Genomic DNA, 19,790 nt, shown 5'->3' with positions numbered 1-19,790 from the left:
CGGGAGGAGGACCAGTATGGCGGAAGTAACGGTAAAACAACTGGCCGATGATATAGGCGCTCCCGTGGATCGTCTGCTGAAGCAGATTGTTGAGGCGGGCTTGAAAGCTCGTGCAGAAACCGATTCTGTTACCAGCGATGAGAAGCAGCAGTTGCTGGCCTATCTGAGAAAAACACACGGTGAGGCAGAGGCCGAGCCGCGTAAAATTACGCTGAAACGCAAAACAACGACTACTCTGAAGGCGGGCAAGACCAAGACCGTCAATGTCGAGGTTCGCAAGCGCCGCACGTATATCAAGCGTGCCGAACTGCAGCCCGAGTCAGAGGCGCCGGAGACCCAGGCCCAGCAGCCTGAGGAGACGGTGATAGAGGAACAACCGGCAGTGGTGGCTGAACAGGCACCGCAAGCCGAGCAGGCATCGCAAACCGAGCAGGCACCGGCCAAGCCGGAAGAAGCCGTTGAGGCGAAAGCGGAGCCTGGAGCAGAGCAGAAACCCGCCCAGTCCGAGGCAGCCGAGCAGGCACCGGAACCATCAGACATTCCGATGCCGCCGCCCGAGGAAGAGGGCAAGGATCGCAAGCACAGCAAAAAGAAGAAAGAAAAAGGCCGTGAACGCGGGGACGACATGGACGAAGGCAAGCCGAAGAAGAAATCGGCAGGCCATCGTGGGCCGCGCAGCCGTCCGGTGGAGGAACCTTTGGTGGTTTCAGAGGACGAAGAAGTCTCCACCCTACGTAAACCGCTGCGGGCGAAAAAGAAACCCAAAGATAAGCGTCACGGCTTTGAAAAGCCGACCAAGCCTATGGTCAGAGAAGTTGAAATTCCGGAAACAATCACCGTTGGTGACCTTGCTCAGCGCATGGCCGTAAAGGCCGCTGATGTCATCAAAACACTCATGGGAATGGGCGTGATGGCCACCATCAACCAGGCACTGGACCAGGAAACTGCGGTTCTGGTGACCGAGGAGTTGGGACACAAGGCCAAGCTCGTCAATGAAGATGCCTTCGAAGAGGAAGTGCTCAGTGAGCTCACCGTTGAAGGTAAGGACAAAACCAAGCGCGCACCGGTGGTCAGCGTCATGGGTCACGTCGACCATGGCAAGACATCGCTGCTCGATTATATCCGTCGTGCCAAGGTCGCCTCTGGCGAATCCGGCGGGATTACCCAGCACATCGGTGCCTATCACGTAGAAACCGATCACGGCATGGTGTCCTTCCTGGATACCCCGGGGCATGCTGCGTTCACGGCTATGCGTGCTCGTGGTGCTCAATGTACCGATATCGTTGTTCTGGTGGTCGCCGCCGATGACGGCGTGATGCCCCAGACCAAAGAAGCGGTCGATCATGCTCGCTCCGCCGGTGTGCCGATCGTGGTTGCCATCAACAAGATGGACAAGGAAGAAGCCGATCCGGACCGCGTCAAGAACGAGCTGGCCGGTATGGAAGTGATTCCTGAGGACTGGGGTGGTGACGTTCAGTTCGTGCCCGTGTCGGCTCACACCGGCGCCGGTATTGACGATCTGCTCGAAGCCCTGATCCTGCAGGCCGAAATGCTTGAGCTTGAAGCTTCAACCGATGCGCCCGCCAAAGGTGTTGTGGTTGAATCCAGCCTGGAGCGTGGTCGCGGTTCGGTTGCTACGGTTCTGGTTCAGAACGGTACCCTTCGTCAGGGCGACATGGTTGTCGCAGGGCCCTACTACGGTAAGGTTCGGGCCATGACCGACGAGTTCGGCAAACAGGTGAAAGGCGCCGGTCCTTCGATTCCGGTCGAGATCCTGGGTCTGAACGGTACGCCGGATGCCGGCGACGAATTCCTTGCCGTCACCGACGAGAAGAAAGCGAAGGAGCTGGCTGAATTCAGGCACTCCCGCGAGCGCGAACAGCGCTTGCAGCGCCAGCAGGCTGCGAAACTCGAGAACCTGTTCGAGAACATGGGTAAAGACGAGGTCAAGACACTTAACGTTGTCCTCAAGACCGATGTTCGTGGATCCCTGGAAGCCATCACAAAGGCGTTGCAGGATCTTGGTAACGAAGAAGTGCAGGTTAAAATCGTCTCCTCTGGCGTCGGTGGTATTGCTGAGACCGACGTATCGCTGGCAATGGCCTCCAGTGCGGTTATTTTCGGTTTTAACGTCCGTGCCGATACCGCAGCCAAGCGTTTGGTTGAACAGGAAGGTCTGGATCTGCGCTACTACAGCATCATCTACAACCTGATCGACGATGTGAAAGCTGCGCTGACCGGCATGCTGGCACCGGAGTTCCGCGAGGACATCGTGGGTATCGCCGACGTGCGCGACGTGTTCCGTTCACCGAAGTTTGGCCAAGTGGCCGGCTGTATGGTGACCGAGGGGACCGTTTACCGTAACAAGCCGATCCGCGTGTTGCGGGACAATGTGGTTATCTTTGAAGGCGAGCTGGAATCCCTGCGTCGCTTCAAGGACGACGTCCCTGAAGTTCGCAACGGCATGGAGTGTGGTATCGGCGTTAAGGGTTACGACGTGAAAGTCGGCGACCAGATTGAGGTCTTCGATCGCGTCCGCGTAGAGCGTCAGCTCGAATCTTCGGGGGCTTAATGGCACGCGAATTCAGTCGTGTAGAACGCATCGGCGATCAGATGCAGCGTGAGCTGGCCACGCTGATCCAGCGGGAAGTAAAAGATCCGCGGGTTGGCATGGTCACGGTGAACGCGGTGAAGGTAAGCCGGGATCTTGGCTATGCCGATGTGTACGTTTCGCTGCTGTCCACCGAGGAGCTGGCTGAGAACTCTCCGGAAGTGAAGGAATCCCTTGCCGTCCTGAACAAGGCGGCAGGGTTCCTGCGCGGGCAGGTCGGACGTGCGATGAAGTTGCGGGTGGTCCCGCAACTGCGTTTCCACTTTGATACCCTGCAGGGCTACAGCCGTCGGTTGGACAGCCTGATCCGCAAAGCCGTCGGTGATGAGCCGGCGGTCAAGCGCGACGACAGCGAACCGAACGATCCGGAGCAGAACGATTGAGCCGAAGACGTAAAGGCCGGGACGTTAACGGGATTCTGGTGGTCGACAAGCCTTTGGGCGTTTCCTCCAATGGCGTGCTTCAGCAGGTCAAGCGTCTGTTTGGTGCGGCCAAGGCCGGCCACACGGGGGCTCTTGATCCGCTGGCGACAGGGGTGCTGCCCCTGTGCTTTGGTGAGGCCACCAAGTTCTCCCAGTTGATGCTCGACAGTGACAAGGCCTACGTAACCACCGCGCGTCTGGGTGTTCGCACCGAAACCGGTGACAGCGAAGGGGCGGTCGTTGAGGAATTGCCCGTGCCCGGTGATCTGACGGCCGATATCCTGGAGCCGGTACTTGAGCGCTTTCGGGGTGATATCCAGCAGGTGCCTTCGATGTACTCGGCCCTCAAGCACAAAGGCCGCCCGCTCTATGAGTACGCCCGCGAGGGCATCGAGATCGAGCGCCCCGCGCGGCCGGTCACCATCTACGAGCTGACCTTGCTGGACATCCGAGACAACGAACTGGATCTCGCGGTGACCTGTACCAAGGGTACGTACATTCGCTCACTGGTTGAGGATATCGGCAAAGCGCTGGGCTGTGGTGCCCACGTTTCGGCCCTTCGGCGTACCATGGCATCTGGTTTTACCCTGGATAATGTTCATCAAATCCAAGAGCTTGAGGCGATGAGGGAGCAGGGCGAAAGTCTTGATGGCTTGCTGCAGGCGCCCGATTCCGCCTTAACGATGTTTCCGGAAGTCCGCTTGGAGGATTCGGCTGTGGAGTCGATCTTGAACGGACAACCCGTTAGAATGACAGGCCAATCTCCTTTGGGGCACGTGCGACTTTACAGTACGGACCGGTTTGTGGGATTGGGCGAAGTATTGCCAGATGGTGAGGCGGTCAAAGTGCTGCCCCGCCGACTGGTCAAGAGCAGCGACAGGTAGTCCTTGTCGCTGGTTTAGCCGGGCTGTAGAGGTGCGTGGTTCGGCCGAATACGATTGCACCGCAAACAATGAGGTGAAATATGGCTCTTTCTGCCAATGAGAAAGCTCAGATCGTTACAGATTTTCAGCAAGGTGAAGGCGATACCGGCTCTCCTGAAGTTCAGGTAGCTCTGCTGAGCGCCAACATCAACAAGCTGCAGGATCACTTCAAGGCCAACAAGCAGGATCACCATTCCCGCCGCGGCCTGATCCGTATGGTAAACCAGCGTCGTAAACTGCTGGACTACCTGAAGCGTAAAAACGCTGACCGCTACCTGGAACTGATCCAGCGTCTTGGTCTGCGTCGCTAATCTGGTCTTTTCGATCGGATGGGGTGTACTTGCTCCGGCTTGGGCGCCCTTACAACCGGCGGAACTCTGACGGGTTCTGCCGGTTGTGTATTTCTCATCAAGAAAACCGCAGTTGAGGTGTCAGTCATTTCAGGAGTCTCTGTCGCAACCGAAAGCCGAAACTGATAGCAGGTTGTTGAAAGCCCGGGCGGCCACGCAGGCATCTCCGGGGTTTTACAACAGCCTGTTAGCTTTCAGACAGCTGATTTTTTGGAATCCTGGCACTGAACTGCAACCGACATGACTGGTGCCATAGGGCATCGGTTGAATGAATTGGAAACACATTGCCAGGAGCGATTTGTGAACCTGAATCTAACCCCTACCAAGAAAACGTTTGAACTGGGTGGCAAGACCGTCACCCTGGAAACTGGTCGTATCGCGCGTCAGGCAACCGGCGCCGTGCTGGTTACCATCGATGACGTGTCGGTTCTGGGTACCGTTGTCGGTGCCAAAGAGCCGAAGCCGGGCCAGGGCTTCTTCCCGCTGACGGTGAACTACACCGAAAAAACCTACGCTGTGGGCAAAATTCCCGGTGGTTTCTTCAAGCGTGAAGGTCGCCCGTCTGAGAAAGAAACCCTGACCTCCCGTCTGATCGACCGTCCGATTCGTCCGCTGTTCCCGAACGGTTACATGAACGAGGTTCAGGTCGTGTTGACGGTTATGTCCGCCAACAAGACTCAGGACCCGGATATCGCGGCGATGCTGGCTGCCTCAGCGGCGCTGGCCATTTCCGGCATCCCGTTCGACGGGCCGATCGGTGCTTCGCGTGTTGCGTTCACCAATGAGCGCGGCTATTTCCTGAATCCGACCTTTGAAGAGCTGGAAACCTCCCTGCTGGACATGGTTGTCGCGGGTACCGACGAAGCCGTACTGATGGTTGAATCCGAAGCCAAGGGCCTGACAGAAGATCAGATGCTGGGCGCGGTTCTGTATGGCCATCAGGAAATGCAGTCTGCCATCACCGCCATCAAAGAGTTTGCCGCTGAAATTGGCAAACCCCGCTGGGAATGGCAGCCAGAGCAGGAAAACACCGAACTGCTGAACGCTATCAAAGGCGAGTTTGCCGGTCAGATCGAAGAAGCCTACACCATCCGTGACAAGATGGAGCGTTATGCTCGTCTGGGTGAGATCAAGGCAGCGGCAGTTGAGAAGCTGGCTGGTGAAGAAGAAGGCCAGCCTTCCGAAGAGGAAGTGAAGAAGTACTTCGGCAAGATTGAGAAGTCGGTTGTTCGCAACCAGGTTATCGACGGCAAGCCGCGGATCGATGGTCGTGACAACAAGACCGTTCGCCCGATCGAAATCGAAGTTGGCGTTCTGCCAAGCACCCATGGTTCGGCGCTGTTCACCCGCGGTGAAACCCAGGCCATCGTGACTGCAACTCTGGGCACTGCCCGTGACATGCAGATCATCGATGCGCTGGAAGGTGAGCGCAAGGACCCGTTCCTGTTCCACTACAACTTCCCTCCGTACTCGGTCGGTGAAGCCGGTCGTATGGGCAGCCCGGGCCGTCGTGAGATTGGTCACGGTCGTCTGGCCAAGCGTGGTGTTGCCGCGGTTATGCCGACCATTGATGAGTTCCCGTACACCATCCGTGCGGTATCCGAGATCACCGAATCCAACGGTTCCAGCTCCATGGCGTCAGTCTGTGGCTCAAGCCTGGCACTGATGGATGCGGGTGTGCCTCTGAAGGCGCCGGTTGCCGGTATCGCCATGGGTCTGGTGAAAGAAGGCGACAAGTTCGCGGTTCTGACCGATATCCTGGGTGACGAGGATCATCTGGGCGACATGGACTTCAAAGTGGCCGGTACCAAAGACGGCGTGACCGCGCTGCAGATGGACATCAAGATCAACGGTATCACCGACGAGATCATGGAAATCGCTCTTGATCAGGCGCACGATGCCCGTCTTCACATCCTGGGTGAAATGAACAAGGTTATTGCCGAATCACGTCCGGAACTGTCCGCACGTGCTCCGAGCATCACCGCGATCAAGATCAACCCGGACAAGATCCGTGACGTGATTGGTAAGGGTGGCGCAACCATCCGCTCCATCTGTGACGAGACTGGCGCGTCCATCGACCTGGACGACGACGGCAACGTGAAGATTTACGCGGAAGATCAGGCGGCTGCACAAGCCGCGGTTAAGCGTGTGATGGAAATCACCGCCGAGATCGAGGTTGGCGCTATCTATAGCGGTCGCGTCGAGCGCATCGTTGATTTCGGTGCCTTCGTGAACATTCTGCCGGGCAAAGACGGTCTGGTGCACATCTCTCAGATCTCTGACCGTCGGATCGAGAACGTCACCGACGAGCTGAGCGAAGGTCAGGAAGTCCTGGTCAAGGTTCTGGATGTGGATAACCGGGGCCGTGTGAAGCTGTCTATGAAAGAAGTGAAGGAAGGCGAGCAGCCGACCGACTTCTCTGCCGAGTAATTCTCGGTAGTTGACAAAAACCCGCCTTCCTCTGGGAAGTGCGGGTTTTTTTATGGCTTTGGAGCGGCCGGCGCCTGGGCATGCTTGGCGCTCGCGTTGGCGAAGAACGCCATGGTCGACTCCCGGTGGGCGGAAATGATAAAGGTCGCCCCATGGGGGGTGTCCGTGGCGATCAGCTCCTTGGGGTAGTCGGCGGCTTCATAGAGCGCTTTGCCATGATGGAAAGGAATGACCTCATCCCTGAGACTGTGGATGACGAGTACCGGCACCGGGCTGATGTCGTCAATTCGGTCGACGCCCTCGTAGTCGTCGGGAATGGTCCAGCTCAGCGGAATTTGCAGGGGCCAGGTCAGCCAGAAGCTGCCGAGCTTTTCCTGGGCGATACCGCGAAACCCCGAGAAGGCCCCGTCAATCACCACACCATCAATCTCTGGTTCCTTGCCCCGCTTGACCCATTCGCTGGCAAGGGTCAGGCCCAGGGCGCCACCAAGGCTCTGCCCAAGAACAAAGAGCCCGCCCGACTGGACCTCGGGGCGGGTTCCCAGCCAGTTCAGACCGGTTTCGACGTCGTTCAGGACGCCTTCGATGTCAGGAGCCCCGGTGGATTGACCGTAGCCCCGGTAATCCAGCGCAAATACGTTGTAGCCCTGCTCTGGCAGCCAGGCAACGTTCAGGATGTGGCTGCTGAGGTTCTGCGCGTTGCCGTGAAGAAAATAGACGGTCCCTAACGGCTCTGTCTCCGAGGTTGCTGCCGGCAGCCACCAGCCGTGCAGCGTTTCGCCATCGCTGGTTTTCAGGAAGACATCCTCGTAGTCCAGGTTCAGGCGACCCGGGGTGACATAGGTAATGTTATCCGGGAAGAAGAACGCGCTGCTGCAACCGGCGAGGAGGCCGGCTGCAGCCAGAACGCAGGCGAGGGCTGCGTGAGAAAGCGCGTGCCAAAGAGTCAGAAGTAAGCGTGAAAGCCTGCCTGCCATGTGCTCTGATACCTGTCGTAATGGTGCTCTCGAATGAACTCGGCATACAGGCTCAGCCCCGGCAGAAAATGCCAGCCTGACCTGACGTAGGCCTGATCTTGCCGGTGTTGAGTGCTGACAATCCACGCCTTGGTTTTCAATCCGCCCAGAAGGCTCAGTCGCGACGCCTGATACAGCAGGCCGACATCGGCGCCTGGTGCGGCGTCGTAGCCCCGGTTCAGGTCGTCATCCACTTCCAGATCCGCCGTGGCGATGGCGAATCCCTGAAGCTGATCCGCCAGGAGCCAGCTACCCCCGGCGCCGCCGTCCAGGTAAGGAGTCAGTACTCGCTTACTGCCGGTGTCGGTTCGGCGGCCCCCGAAACCAACCTGCCAGGACAGCGGATCGAAAAAGGCGTCCCTGGGGCTGAGCGAGCGTATTTCCACACCAATGATTTGCTCCACCTGCCACTCGTTGTTATCAGTGTAGTACCGAGTATCGAGACCGAGGAACTGAAGTTGTGCGCCTTGTCGGTAGCCGGCTGGCGGGTCAAGCAGGTCGTGGTAGGCAGGGCGAAGGCTCATGCGTACGAATTCCCGCCCGTCGATTTGTCCTGCCCCCAGGCTGGCGCGAAAGGTGTCGTGGCCCTGATCATCCCGAACCGCTGGTGGTGGGGGTTGTGGAGTGTCCGGGGCGGCTTCGACGGTGCTGCGTTCTCTCAGCAGGTCGTGTGAAAGTGGAGCAGCGTATTCCCGCGGCCAGCCTTCGGCCTCACTCTGATAGCGCACGTAGTCGTAAGTGGCGTCCAGTATCCGGGCGCGCTGTTCATCGGTCAGGCCGGCCAGCGCAGAGGATTCGGCTTGCAGATTGCCGGTAGCGAGGGCCGCCGCGAGCTCCCGATGATGCTCGGGCAGGTTATCCAGGCTGTAGGCCACTTCGGTGGCCGCCGACGGGCGGTAGTGAATCTCGCTGACGAGGTTTTTTTCCAGCACCCAACGCACCGTGTCGGATGGGATCGCATGCGTCGACACCTCGCCAAGCAACTGTGTGCCCGGTCGCGCCACATCAATCAGCGCCAGCAGCCGGTAGGCACAGTTTTCATCGAAGAAATAGTAGTCAAAATTGCGGTCCTGGATTTCCCAGGCGTGGGCCAGCAGCTGGTCTACCTCGGCCTTCGACAGATTGAGCCGGTATTCCCACAAATCACGATGCTCGATGTCCGAATACAGTCGGATCTTTTCATAGTACGGCGTAACGCTGGTGACACCTGGATAACCGCCGAAAATGCCTTTGTAGGCGAACAGCAGTTCGCTGTCATGGGCCGCGGCATCGGCAGCGTAGGAGATGGTACTCGCCAGCAGCAGATTGGTGGTGGCATCCGTTCGGGGTGGGTCAAGTCGCAAAAACGTATGGCCGAACATGGACGAGGGACTGTTCAGGTAAGAGGCGGCGAACACCAGCGTTACACTGCTGGTGTTCAGTTCGTCAGCCCACTGCTGATACCCGGGACAGGATACCTCGGGCAGCGACAGGCCCATGGCTTCGGACAGCCATGCGGTTCGGGCCGGGAAGCGGCACTGGGCGTGGCCGTTGCCGTCGCCAGCTTGCTGTATGGCCTGCAGCGTAGCTCTCAACTCCGCTTCGGGAGAGTGTTTGCCGTTCTCACTCAGGAAGAAGTCCGGGTCGTCGGCCTGGCTGGTGAAACCACCACCGAGGGTGTTGGGGTGATAATGACCCAGGGTAAGCCAGGCCGGATCTGAATGAAGCGGTTCACCATCGCTGGTGGGGGACTGGGCCAGTGCAAAAGGAAACTGGGCAAGCCAGCACACTACAAGCCCAAAGCGTACCAAGTTGCCCATGGGGTTCAATACATCCGGATGTTAGCGTGTTGTTGCGGAAAGGTCGGCCATCCGTGGCGCACGTGAATCCTTAAGTGATTTCGGGATCAGGCAGCGACATACTTGCTCAGTGTCTTGTCCTGCTCCAGCACGGATACAATGGCATCCACGGCTTCACCGGAGGTGGTGTCTGAGCTTGGGAAGATCGTAGCAAAGTTGTCCTGCAATACCTTGCGGAAGGATTCCCGGTCGGCAGGCTCTACGCCCAGAAGAACCGCCAGAGTATCGAGGTTCTCACCACTGCCCCGGGACATATCGCGGGCGACCTTATCAATGTTGTTGTCCATGAACATGGCCATGGACTGGACCGACTGATCAGTATCACAACCCAGCGTACCGGTCGTCATGCCCAGCGTTTGGTTACCGAAGGTACCGTTGGTGGTCGCCGCAAGGATGTGCGGGGCTGCGCCGGACTGTCCCTTCCAGATCATGGCACCAACGCCACAACCCGGCTGGGCAAAGGCCAGGGAAGAAGCACCCAGAAGAACTGCACCTGCAATCAGTTTTTTCATTATCCACTCCTTTGTGTGGTTGCGCGGTCAACGCATGAAGGCCCGGAAGCGGGCGCTGCATTGCGGAAACGGCCCTGACTGGTTTGTGCGGAGACAGGATTACCGTTCGTCTGAGTATAGTTCAAATCCCGAAAGCGCAAGCAAAACGCGGCGTGAGTAATTGATTTTTCCTGAAAAATATTCCGAAAGAGAAGTTTGTGTCGTGTTTAAAAACACAAAAGCCGGCGTATGATTCCACACGCCGGCTTTTGTCTGCGCTGGTCAATCCATCAGCCGCCCAGGTAGGCGTTCTGAACCTCCGGGTTGGCCAGCAGATTTTTACCAGTATCGTGCAGCCGGATCTTGCCGGTTTCGAGCACGTAGCCGCGGTCCGCCAGGTTCAGGGCCTGGTGGGCGTTCTGCTCAACGAGGAACACGGTGATGCCCTCGTCACGCAGGTGGCCGATGATCTCGAAGATTTGCTTGATCACGATGGGCGCCAGTCCCAGCGATGGCTCGTCCAGGATGATCATGCGCGGCTTGCTCATCAGGGCACGGCCGATGGCGAGCATCTGCTGCTCGCCGCCGGACATGGTGCCGGCACGCTGGTTTTCGCGCTCTTTCAGGCGAGGAAACAGCTCGTACACATGATCCTGGCTCTTGCGAATTTCCGCCTTGGTGTTGAAGAACCCGCCCATGTGCAGGTTTTCCTCGACGGTCAGGCCAGAGAAGATGCGGCGGCCTTCGGGCACGATGGCGATGCCGGAACGCATGATCTGCGCGGTTGGCTCCCGGGTAATATCCCGGCCTTCCAGAATCACCCGGCCGGACGTGGCCTGCGGGGTACCGCAAACGGTCATCAGCAGCGTGGTCTTGCCGGCGCCGTTGGCGCCGATCAGGGACACAATTTCGCCCTTTTTGACCTCGACTGAGACGCCGTGCAGCGCTTCGATCTTGCCGTAGTGAGTATGGACATTCTCTAGTACTAGCATTGGATTTCCTCAGGCCTCACCCAGGTAAGCTTTGATCACGTCGTCGTTCTGGCGGATCTCTTCCGGGGTGCCGCTGGCCAGGGGCCGGCCCTGGTTGATTACGTTGATGCGGTCGGAAATATCCATCACCAGGCTCATGTCGTGCTCGATCAGCAGCACGGACACGCAGTAATCCTCTTTCAGGCTGACAATCAGCTGGTTGAGGTCCTTGGTTTCGGCCGGGTTGAGGCCAGCCGCCGGCTCGTCGAGCATCAGCAGGTTGGGTTCGGTCACCATGCAGCGGGCGATTTCCAGTCGGCGCTGCTGGCCATAAGCCAGGTTGCCGGCTTCGCGGTTGGCCAGGTCCAGCAGGCCCACGCGATCCAGCCAGTAGGCGGCGCGGTCCAGCGCCTTCTGCTCCCGCTCCCGGTAGCCCGGGGTTTTCAGCAATCCGGCAATCAGGTTGGTGTTCAGGTGCCGGTGTTGCGCCACCAGCAAGTTCTCCACCACCGTCATCTGATTGAACAGGCGCACGTGCTGGAAGGTGCGGACCATACCCAGACGGGAAATCTGATAGTCCGGTTTGCCCTGTACTTCCTGGCCCTGAAAACTGATGGTTCCGCCCGTGGGCTTGTAGAAGCCACTGATGCAGTTAAATACCGTGGTTTTACCGGCCCCGTTAGGGCCGATGACGGACACGATTTCCCGTTCCTGAACGTCCAGCGATACTTGATCCACAGCCAGCAGGCCGCCAAAGCGCATGGACAGATTCTGTACTTCTAGCATCGTCCGTTACCCCTGCTTGTTGAGCTCAATGTGAATGCGGCGCATGGGCATCAGACCCTGCGGGCGCCACACCATCATCAGTACCATGGCTGCGCCGAACACCAGCATGCGGTATTCGGAGAATTCACGGGCCAGTTCCGGCAGGATGGTCACGGCGATCGCGGCCAGCACGACACCGATCTGGGAACCCATACCGCCGAGCACGACGATGGCCAGAATGATCGCAGACTCAAGGAATACGAACGATTCCGGGCTGATGAAGCCCTGCTTGGAGGCGAACACGGTACCGGCGAAGCCAGCGAAGAAGGCGCCAATGGTGAACGCCGACAACTTGACGGCGGTGCGGCTCAGGCCGAGGGAGCGGGCGGCGATTTCATCTTCGCGCAGGGCTTCCCAGGCGCGGCCTACCGGCATACGCATAAAGCGACGGATCACCAGTGCGGTAAACACGGCCAGCACCAGCGCAATCAGGTACAGGAAGATCACCTTGTGCTCGCCACTGTAGGCAATGCCAAAGGTTTCGTGGAAGGAGGTGTTGCCTTCTTCCTTGACCCGGCGGCCGAACTCCATGCCGAACAGCGTCGGGTCGGGAATGCCGCCGATACCGTTCGGGCCACCGGTCAGGTTGGTCCAGTTGTTCAGCAGGATACGGATGATCTCACCAAAGCCCAGCGTGACAATGGCCAGATAGTCGCCTCGAAGCCGCAAAACCGGGAAGCCCAGCACCAGCCCGAACAGGGCGGCCAGACAGGCTCCCAGGGGCAGTGAAACCCAGAACGAAATTCCGGTGTACTGAGACAGCAGGGCGAAGGTGTAGGCACCGACCGCGTAGAACGCGACGTAGCCGAGGTCCAGCAGGCCTGCCAGGCCCACAACCACGTTCAGGCCCAGAGCCAGCATGACGTAGATCAGAACCAGTGTGGCCAGGTCCACCGCGCCCCGGGACACGAAGAATGGCCAGAACAGGGCCAGAACCACCACCCCGGTCAGAACCCAGGACTCAATCTTGGCGCGCTTGTTTTCCGCCAAGGGCTCCTTGTGGGTGTCAGAACTCAGGCCAGACACTGCGCCCTGGAGCTTGCCCATAATGGTGTCGCGGAACAGCTGGAACAGGAATACCGCGACCACAGCAATCAAAACGCTGACGACGGTAAAGGTGTCGGCGCCGGTCAGGGTCACGTTAATGCCCTGGGCCTCCAGGTTCAGGCCGAGAATCGGGTAAGCAATGATCAGTGTGATCACCGCGCAAAACAGCGCGTGTTTAAAATTGTGAGCAGGCATCAGATTTTCTCAACCTCCGGTTTGCCGAGCAGGCCGGTGGGTTTGAACAGCAAAATCAGGATCAGCAGGCCGAAGGAGACCACGTCTTTGTACTCGCCACTGAGATAGCCAGAGGTCATGCTTTCGGCAACGCCCAGAATCAGGCCGCCCAGCATGGCGCCGGGAATGCTGCCGATGCCACCAAGCACCGCCGCGGTAAAGGCTTTCAAGCCGGCGATGAAACCGAACAGGGGATCAATGGAGCCGTAGTACATACCCAGAAGCAGGCCGGCAACCGCGGCCAGGGCTGCCCCGATCACGAAAGTGGCGGAAATAATCCGGTTGGTATCAACGCCCAGCAGGTTGGCCATGCCCAGGTCCTGGGATACGGCGCGGCAGGCGCGGCCAATCCGGGAGCGCGAGATGAACAGTGACAGCGCAGTCATACAGATCAGGGTGGTGATGAAAATAGTGATCTGCATGTAGGACAGCGACATTTGGAAGGTGCCTTCGGAGCCGAAGGTGAAGCCGCCCTGAATCAGTGACGGGAACCCAATGTTCCGGGAACCCTGTGCCAGGTGTACATAGTTCTGCAGGAAGATGGACATGCCGATGGCCGAGATCAACGGGATCAATCGGTGTCTGCCACGTACAGGGCGGTAAGCGACCCGTTCAACGGCCCAGCCCATGGAACTGGATACAATCATGGCGCACACCAGCGCGACAATCAGAACCAGCGGCAGCCAGGCAACGCCCAGTGTAGCCAGCCCGGTGATTGCGATGAGCGCGGTATACGCGCCGATCATGTAGATCTCACCGTGGGCAAAGTTAATCATTCCGATGATTCCGTAAACCATCGTGTATCCGATGGCAATGAGGGCGTAAGTGCTTCCGATCGTCAGCCCGTTTATCAATTGTTGAAAGAAATACAAGAGGTCTTGCATGGTTTTTGGAACTCTCTGAATGCCCACTCCCCGTTCATTTTTCGCCCCCGGTCCGGAAAGTCCGGCCGGGGGCGGGAAAATAAAGCTTGGGAGCCAAGAAAAACACCTTCTCCCAGAGTGTGGCGAGAAGGTGCTCTTTGGATTACCGTTCGTTAACGGTTCCGGCTTAGTTTACCGGAGTTTTGCTGCCGTCTGAATGCCATTCGTAAACAACAAACTCAAACGACTTCAGGTCACCGGCTTCGTCGTACTGAACAGAACCGATCGGAGTTTCGTAGCTGGTGCTGCGCAGAGCTTTGGCAACGTCAAACGGATCGGTAGAGTCAGCCTGCTTGATGCCGTCAACGATCAGCTGCACGGCGGCATACGAAGTCAGGACGAACGGGCCGGACGGGTCTTCACCCTTGTCCTCGAATGCTTTCACCAGTGCCTGGTTCTCTTCTTTCTGATCGAAGCTGGGCGGCAGGGTTACCAACAGACCTTCAGCGGCTTCGCCGGCAATGGTGTTGATGTCCTTGTTGCCGACACCCTCAGGGCCCATGAAGCGGGCGTCCAGACCGGCCTGCTTTGCCTGGCGCAGAATCAGGCCGAGCTCCGGGTGGTAACCGCCGTAGTAAACGAAGTCTACATCGGCCTGCTTCATTTTGGTGACCAGGGAAGAGAAGTCCTTGTCGCCGGCGGTGATGCCTTCGAACATGGCGATTTCAACGCCCTTGTCTGCCAGCGTGTCGCGAACGGCCGTGGCGATACCTTCACCGTACTGCTGCTTGTCGTGCACGATAGCAACGCGCTCTGGGTTCAGGCTGGCCAGATAGTTGGCGGCAACCGGGCCCTGCATGCTGTCCAGGCCGATGGTGCGGAATACCAGCTCATAGCCACGCTCGGTAATGTCAGGGCTGGTGGACGCCGGGGTGATCATCAGGATGCCTTCGTCCTCGTAGATGTCCGAGGCGGGCTGGGTAGAGCTGGAACACAGGTGGCCAATGACGAATTGAACACCGTCGTTCACCATGCTGTTCGCTACCGTTACGGCCTGCTTGGGGTCACACACGTCGTCGTATTCCACGGCAACCAGCTGCTCGCCCATCACGCCGCCGTTGGCGTTGATCTGTTCGATCGCCATGCGGGCGCCAGAGAACTGCATGTCACCATACTGGGCAACCGGGCCGGTCATTGGGCCGGCGATGCCGATCTGGATTTCGGCGGCGGCCTGGCCTGCGCCCATCAGGGCGACAGAGGCGCTAACCGCGGTGACGAGTTTCTTTACTGAAGTTTTCATTGGATCCATCCTGTACTTTTTCAGGGTTATTCTTTTGTACTCAGCGACTTAAACAAACACCACAGTTTGGGGCTTGTCAAGGAGCCCGGCAACAGAGGTGGTCAGAGACCTTCTCTGCGCCGGTCTGAGCATAGTCACGCTTATTTTTACGTTGTCTTAATCAGGTGTCCGAGCTTTCTTCCTGGTCCGGGTAGACCAGTTTTTGGAAGTTGTCGTGCTCACGCAGCTGCTCGAAACTCAGGTCGACGGACGCATCGTCTCTGTACGCTTCTGAAATGTCTATTGCTTTTTGTAACGTGGCCACGGCATCTTCCCAGCGGCCGATTTCGGCGTAGGCGCAGGCCAGCTGATACAGGGCGTGGCCGTTGTCCGGTGCCAGCTTCAACGCCCGCTGGCAAAGGCTGATCGCCCACAGCGGTTCCTGCATTTCGAGTACGGCATCTGCCTTGTAGCTGAGGGCCTCCACGTCGTCCGGACGCAGATCCAGAATCTGGTCGTAGGCGGCGATCTTGTTCTGTTGGGAGGTTTCCTGGCTGGCTTTCAGCCACAGGGAGTGAATCTCGTTGGTCCGTTCGATCTCCGCCTGGTTCTGGTTGATGATGTCGGACTTCTGCTGCAGTTGCTCCTCAATGTCCTTCAGGCGCTTTTCGTAAACCACCACCAGTTCATTCACTCGCTTCTCCGCCAGGCTGGTGAGCTGGGCCCGCATGTCGCGAATAGAGTTCCAGCCGATCACGACCAAAATCGAACTCGCGCCGGCAATCAGATAGAAGAAGTAGGTGACCGTGTCGGTGGCGTAGGACATGGTCTTGTCGGCCACCGATAATTCCTTGTCCACGACTTTTTCAATCAGCTCGGCCCGGGTATTTTGCAGTTCCTTGCGCAAGGCCTTGGTCTCCTCCAGCAGATACAGCTCGATGAAGGGCGTATACATGGGCTCTTCAAGATCGGCCAGGGCGGCGGCAATGTCCTCTTCCATCAGGTCCTTCTTGCCCGGTGGCGCAGTATCGGCTCCCTGGGCGAAGGCCTGGCCGGTGATCGTGATCGTCAGCGCAAGTGTGGCCGCGAGCTGAATCAGCAGCCCACCCAAACCGGCTGGCCGGGCAGTAAGTTGAAAAGCAGTGGGAAACCGGAGGGTCTTTCGGCTGATCATGAAGTACGTTCCAAGGTCCAGAGTTGCTGTGTTCTTTCAGAGGGTGCAGACCTTAGCATAGTGAGAAATGGAAAAAAGACTCAGCGCATTGGGGGAGGGCGGTACCGCCGAGCTCCGCAAAAGTCACGACTTGCATTTCGGGGTCTAAAGCCCTCTAATAATTAGTGGTATAAATAAAGGGCGTTTCTGGGACGAAGTGCTGGTTAGACCAATGGAATGAGGCTACGGCAGATGACGAGTAGTAAATCGATGCACTCGAAACCGCTTCAGGCCTCCGGTTCATATCAACAAGGGGGCAGCCCCTTTGATCGGAGCAATACAGTGAACAATTACGAGCAGGTGCTGGTGGCGCTTCGGCGAGTGATCCGGGCGACGGATTTGCACTCCAAACGCCTTAGTAAGCATAACGGGCTGACCGGCCCGCAGCTGCTGATCATGCGCACCATTCGTGATCTGGGCGAGGTGACCATCGGAACCATCGCCGACAAGGTGAGCCTGAGCCAGGCAACCGTGACCACCATTCTGGACCGGCTCGAACACCGGAAGCTGGTGTATCGGGTCCGCAGTACCCAGGACAAGCGCAAGGTACACGCCCACCTGACCGACGAGGGCGCTGATTTGCTGGCCCGGGCGCCGAATCCGCTGCAGGAGGAATTCATCAAGAAATTCCAGAACCTGGACGAGTGGGAGCAGACCATGATCCTGGCCTCGCTGCAGCGGGTGGCCAATATGATGGACGCCGATGAGATCGACGCATCACCCGTGCTGCACGTGGGCCCGGTGCTGCGTGAAGATGGCTGGAAGAGTGACGCCAAATCCTGAGCAGCACCGGCCAGCGTTCACCGGTTAGTGAACGCTGGCGCCTTTGCGCGGCTTGTTGGCGAAGCACGCCTGGAACACATCGTTGTAGTGCTTGGCAAAGCTCACCGATAGCCCCTCTTTCAGATACTCAGGCAATTCCTCGAAATCACCCCGGTTTGCTTCCGGCAGGATCAGATTGCTGATTTTCTGCCGCCGGGCTGCGATCACTTTTTCCCGGATACCGCCCACCGGCAATACCTGCCCGGTCAGTGTCAGTTCGCCAGTCATGGCAATGTTCTGCTGCGGCGGCTCCTTGCGGGCAATGGACAGCAGAGCCGTGGCCATGGTGATGCCGGCGCTGGGGCCATCCTTTGGCGTGGCGCCCTCGGGCACGTGCAGGTGAACAAAGGATTTGTCGAAGAACGTCGGGTCGCCCTTGAACTGCTTCAGGTTTGAGGCGACGTAGCTGTAGGCGATTTCCGCCGACTCCCGCATCACATCTCCAAGCTGGCCGGTCAGCTTGAAGCCGCGCTGGCTGGCGTGAATCCGCGACGCCTCAATGCTCAACGTTGCTCCCCCCATGGCAGTCCAGGCGAGGCCGGTAACCACGCCAACGCCCTTGAGGGCTTTTTCTTTCTTGAACGCGGGCTGACCAAGATAGTCCGGCAGGCTGGATACCCCGACCCGCACCGGCGTGTCCGGGTCTTCCAGCAGCTTCACGATGCCCTTGCGGATGATCTTGTGCAGAAGCTTTTCCAGGGTTCGCACACCGGCCTCCCGGGCATACCCCTCGATCACCTGTTTGATGGCGGCATCGGTGATGTTGATCTGCTTCTTCAGCAGGCCCGCCCGTTTCAGCAGGCGGGGCAGCAGGTAGTGCTTGGCAATGGCCAGTTTTTCTTCGGTGATGTAGCCGGACAGGCGAATAACATCCATCCGATCCAGCAGCGGCCGGGGAATGGTGTCCAGCTGGTTGGCGGTACAGATGAACAGCACCTTGGACAGGTCCATGCGCACGTCCAGATAGTGGTCGAGGAATTCACTGTTCTGTTCCGGGTCGAGGGTTTCCAGCAGGGCAGAGGCCGGGTCGCCCTGGTACGAAGCGCCGACCTTGTCGATTTCATCGAGCATGATGACCGGGTTGGACACGCCACTGTCTTTCAGTGCCTGCACAAACTTGCCCGGCATGGCGCCGATGTAGGTGCGCCGGTGGCCTTTGATTTCGGCTTCATCGCGCATCCCGCCTACGCTGAAACGGTAGAACTTTCGCCCCAGTGCATCAGCTACCGAGTGGCCGATGGAGGTTTTTCCCACCCCCGGCGGGCCCACCAGCAGCAGAATGGAGCCGCTGACTTCACCCTTGAACGAGCCCTCGGCAAGAAACTCGATGATCCGCGTTTTCACATCCTCCAGGCCGTCGTGGTCCCGGTCCAGGATGCGGCGGGCTTCGGGCAGGTCAAAGTGGTCGTCCGAGTGCATGCCCCAGGGCACCTGGGTCAGCCAGTCCAGATAATTACGGGTAACGCCGTATTCTGGCGAGCCCTGTTCCAGCACCTGTAATTTCTGCACTTCTTCGGCGAATCGCTCTTTCACCTGAGCCGGAGGATTCAGTTCCGACATGCGCTCTTCGAAGCGCTCTATGTCCGCGGTCTTGTCGTCCTTGGCCATACCCAGCTCGCGCTGGATAACCTTGAGCTGTTCTTTCAGGAAGAATTCCCGCTGGTGTTTCTGAACCTTGGCGTTCACCTCCTCGCTGATCTCGGATTGCAGGCGGGCGACCTCCTGCTCCTTGCGCATCAGCAGCAGGACTTTTTCCATCCGGTGCACCAGCGGCAGGGTGTCCAGTACATCCTGGAGCTCGTGACCCGGTGCGCTGGTCATGGAAGCGCCGAAATCGGCCAGCGGTGAGCTGTCGTCCGGTCCGAATCGCGACAGATACTGTTTAACCTCTTCGCCGTACAGCGGGTTGCTGCGCAGCAACTCCTTGATGGCACTGATGATGGCGAGGGTATAGGCCTTCAGTTCATCGGCGTCTTCTTCGGGTTCGGTGGGGTAGTCCACTTCCACCAGATAGGGCGGTTTCCGGCGCAGCCACTGAACGATGCGAAACCGCTGCAGGCCCTGGGCAATAAACTGTACCTTGCCGTTTTCCTGCTGGGCGTGATGGATCCGGACCGCGCATCCGGTGGTTTCCAGTTCGTCGCTGGCGGGCACATCGTCTTCGTTTTCCTGCTGTTCGACAAAGCAGATGCCCAGCACGCGATGGTCTGTTTCCCCGACCCGCTTCAGAGTTTCCTGCCAGGGGTTCTGGTTCACCATGATCGGTTGCACCTGAGCGGGGAAGAACGGACGGTTGGACACCGGCAACACGTACATGCGCCTTGGCATCATCTGCTGTGGCAATGCCAGGCCCTTGCTGTGCTCGTCTTTGCCGATGTACTCGGTCACGTCCTCTTCGAATTGCTCGATTTTGTCTTTGCGGTTTTCGTCAGTCATGCTGTGCGATACCCATCCG

Annotated in this window: 16 protein-coding genes; 6 read left to right on the top strand and 10 right to left on the bottom strand. The window is 58.5% G+C overall.

Features of this window, described 5'->3' with window-relative positions; all coding sequences use genetic code 11:
* The first annotated feature begins 16 nt into the window (after positions 1-16).
* From infB to pnp, 5 genes are all read left to right on the top strand, one after another.
* Positions 17-2,572 (top strand): translation initiation factor IF-2, encoded by a 2,556-nt coding sequence (infB, locus tag LPB19_RS01060; protein WP_206644251.1) that lies wholly within the window; start codon positions 17-19, stop codon positions 2,570-2,572.
* A complete protein-coding gene (gene rbfA / locus LPB19_RS01055; RefSeq protein WP_206644250.1) occupies positions 2,572-2,994 on the top strand; it encodes a 30S ribosome-binding factor RbfA in 423 nt (140 codons plus the stop codon). The genes infB and rbfA overlap by 1 nt, the downstream gene beginning before the upstream one ends.
* Positions 2,991-3,917 (top strand): tRNA pseudouridine(55) synthase TruB, encoded by a 927-nt coding sequence (gene truB, locus LPB19_RS01050; protein ID WP_206644249.1) that lies wholly within the window; start codon positions 2,991-2,993, stop codon positions 3,915-3,917. The genes rbfA and truB overlap by 4 nt, the downstream gene beginning before the upstream one ends.
* 80 nt (positions 3,918-3,997) lie before the next feature.
* On the top strand, positions 3,998-4,267 hold the full coding sequence (rpsO, locus tag LPB19_RS01045; RefSeq protein ID WP_206644248.1) for a 30S ribosomal protein S15: 270 nt from the start codon (positions 3,998-4,000) through the stop codon (positions 4,265-4,267).
* A 279-nt stretch (positions 4,268-4,546) separates the two neighbouring features.
* Positions 4,547-6,736, top strand: a complete 2,190-nt coding sequence (gene pnp, locus LPB19_RS01040) for a polyribonucleotide nucleotidyltransferase (RefSeq protein WP_407943936.1) — start codon at positions 4,547-4,549, stop codon at positions 6,734-6,736.
* A gap of 50 nt (positions 6,737-6,786) precedes the next feature.
* Here pnp and LPB19_RS01035 read toward each other — a convergent pair whose 3' ends face one another.
* The 9 genes from LPB19_RS01035 to LPB19_RS00995 form a co-directional block, all read right to left on the bottom strand.
* Complete coding sequence (locus LPB19_RS01035) at positions 6,787-7,713, bottom strand: alpha/beta hydrolase (protein ID WP_206644247.1); 927 nt, start codon at positions 7,711-7,713, stop codon at positions 6,787-6,789.
* Positions 7,683-9,551: an Lnb N-terminal periplasmic domain-containing protein gene (locus LPB19_RS01030; RefSeq protein WP_206644246.1), complete on the bottom strand. Its 1,869-nt coding sequence runs from the start codon at positions 9,549-9,551 to the stop codon at positions 7,683-7,685. The genes LPB19_RS01035 and LPB19_RS01030 overlap by 31 nt, the downstream gene beginning before the upstream one ends.
* A gap of 86 nt (positions 9,552-9,637) precedes the next feature.
* Positions 9,638-10,102 carry a DUF3015 domain-containing protein gene (locus LPB19_RS01025; RefSeq protein WP_206644245.1) on the bottom strand — a complete coding sequence of 155 codons (465 nt, stop codon included), beginning with the start codon at positions 10,100-10,102 and terminating at the stop codon, positions 9,638-9,640.
* 269 nt (positions 10,103-10,371) lie between these two features.
* A complete protein-coding gene (locus tag LPB19_RS01020; RefSeq protein WP_206644244.1) occupies positions 10,372-11,073 on the bottom strand; it encodes an ABC transporter ATP-binding protein in 702 nt (233 codons plus the stop codon).
* A 9-nt stretch (positions 11,074-11,082) separates the two neighbouring features.
* The gene (gene livG, locus LPB19_RS01015) at positions 11,083-11,838 is read right to left on the bottom strand and encodes a high-affinity branched-chain amino acid ABC transporter ATP-binding protein LivG (RefSeq protein WP_206644243.1); all 756 of its coding nucleotides are present in this window, start codon (positions 11,836-11,838) and stop codon (positions 11,083-11,085) included.
* A 6-nt stretch (positions 11,839-11,844) separates the two neighbouring features.
* Complete coding sequence (locus LPB19_RS01010) at positions 11,845-13,119, bottom strand: high-affinity branched-chain amino acid ABC transporter permease LivM (RefSeq protein WP_206644242.1); 1,275 nt, start codon at positions 13,117-13,119, stop codon at positions 11,845-11,847.
* Complete coding sequence (gene livH / locus LPB19_RS01005; protein WP_206644241.1) at positions 13,119-14,042, bottom strand: high-affinity branched-chain amino acid ABC transporter permease LivH; 924 nt, start codon at positions 14,040-14,042, stop codon at positions 13,119-13,121. The genes LPB19_RS01010 and livH overlap by 1 nt, the downstream gene beginning before the upstream one ends.
* A 166-nt stretch (positions 14,043-14,208) precedes the next feature.
* Positions 14,209-15,321: a branched-chain amino acid ABC transporter substrate-binding protein gene (locus tag LPB19_RS01000; RefSeq protein ID WP_206644240.1), complete on the bottom strand. Its 1,113-nt coding sequence runs from the start codon at positions 15,319-15,321 to the stop codon at positions 14,209-14,211.
* 160 nt (positions 15,322-15,481) lie between these two features.
* Complete coding sequence (locus LPB19_RS00995; RefSeq protein ID WP_228289163.1) at positions 15,482-16,474, bottom strand: TPR end-of-group domain-containing protein; 993 nt, start codon at positions 16,472-16,474, stop codon at positions 15,482-15,484.
* A gap of 321 nt (positions 16,475-16,795) precedes the next feature.
* Between LPB19_RS00995 and LPB19_RS00990 the strand changes: the two genes are divergently transcribed.
* The gene (locus LPB19_RS00990; RefSeq protein WP_206644239.1) at positions 16,796-17,296 is read left to right on the top strand and encodes a MarR family winged helix-turn-helix transcriptional regulator; all 501 of its coding nucleotides are present in this window, start codon (positions 16,796-16,798) and stop codon (positions 17,294-17,296) included.
* A gap of 24 nt (positions 17,297-17,320) precedes the next feature.
* On the opposite strand, the gene lon is transcribed toward LPB19_RS00990, so the two are convergent.
* The gene (gene lon, locus LPB19_RS00985; RefSeq protein ID WP_206644238.1) at positions 17,321-19,771 is read right to left on the bottom strand and encodes an endopeptidase La; all 2,451 of its coding nucleotides are present in this window, start codon (positions 19,769-19,771) and stop codon (positions 17,321-17,323) included.
* Positions 19,772-19,790 lie beyond the last annotated feature (19 nt).

The organism is Marinobacter salinisoli, assembly GCF_017301335.1.
Lineage (GTDB): Bacteria > Pseudomonadota > Gammaproteobacteria > Pseudomonadales > Oleiphilaceae > Marinobacter > Marinobacter salinisoli.
This window is presented reverse-complemented; position numbering and strand designations above follow the sequence as displayed.

Excerpts from the sequence above, each read along its gene's own strand:
- infB (WP_206644251.1), top strand. The coding sequence starts at position 17 with ATGGCGGAAGTAACGGTAAAACAACTGGCCGATGATATAGGCGCTCCC.
- rbfA (WP_206644250.1), top strand. The coding sequence starts at position 2,572 with ATGGCACGCGAATTCAGTCGTGTAGAACGCATCGGCGATCAGATGCAG.
- rpsO (WP_206644248.1), top strand. The coding sequence starts at position 3,998 with ATGGCTCTTTCTGCCAATGAGAAAGCTCAGATCGTTACAGATTTTCAG.
- LPB19_RS01000 (WP_206644240.1), bottom strand. The coding sequence starts at position 15,321 with ATGAAAACTTCAGTAAAGAAACTCGTCACCGCGGTTAGCGCCTCTGTC.
- LPB19_RS01010 (WP_206644242.1), bottom strand. The coding sequence starts at position 13,119 with ATGCCTGCTCACAATTTTAAACACGCGCTGTTTTGCGCGGTGATCACA.
- livG (WP_206644243.1), bottom strand. The coding sequence starts at position 11,838 with ATGCTAGAAGTACAGAATCTGTCCATGCGCTTTGGCGGCCTGCTGGCT.
- pnp (WP_407943936.1), top strand. The coding sequence starts at position 4,547 with ATGACTGGTGCCATAGGGCATCGGTTGAATGAATTGGAAACACATTGC.
- LPB19_RS01020 (WP_206644244.1), bottom strand. The coding sequence starts at position 11,073 with ATGCTAGTACTAGAGAATGTCCATACTCACTACGGCAAGATCGAAGCG.
- lon (WP_206644238.1), bottom strand. The coding sequence starts at position 19,771 with ATGACTGACGAAAACCGCAAAGACAAAATCGAGCAATTCGAAGAGGAC.
- LPB19_RS01035 (WP_206644247.1), bottom strand. The coding sequence starts at position 7,713 with ATGGCAGGCAGGCTTTCACGCTTACTTCTGACTCTTTGGCACGCGCTT.
- LPB19_RS01030 (WP_206644246.1), bottom strand. The coding sequence starts at position 9,551 with ATGGGCAACTTGGTACGCTTTGGGCTTGTAGTGTGCTGGCTTGCCCAG.
- LPB19_RS00995 (WP_228289163.1), bottom strand. The coding sequence starts at position 16,474 with ATGATCAGCCGAAAGACCCTCCGGTTTCCCACTGCTTTTCAACTTACT.
- livH (WP_206644241.1), bottom strand. The coding sequence starts at position 14,042 with ATGCAAGACCTCTTGTATTTCTTTCAACAATTGATAAACGGGCTGACG.
- LPB19_RS01025 (WP_206644245.1), bottom strand. The coding sequence starts at position 10,102 with ATGAAAAAACTGATTGCAGGTGCAGTTCTTCTGGGTGCTTCTTCCCTG.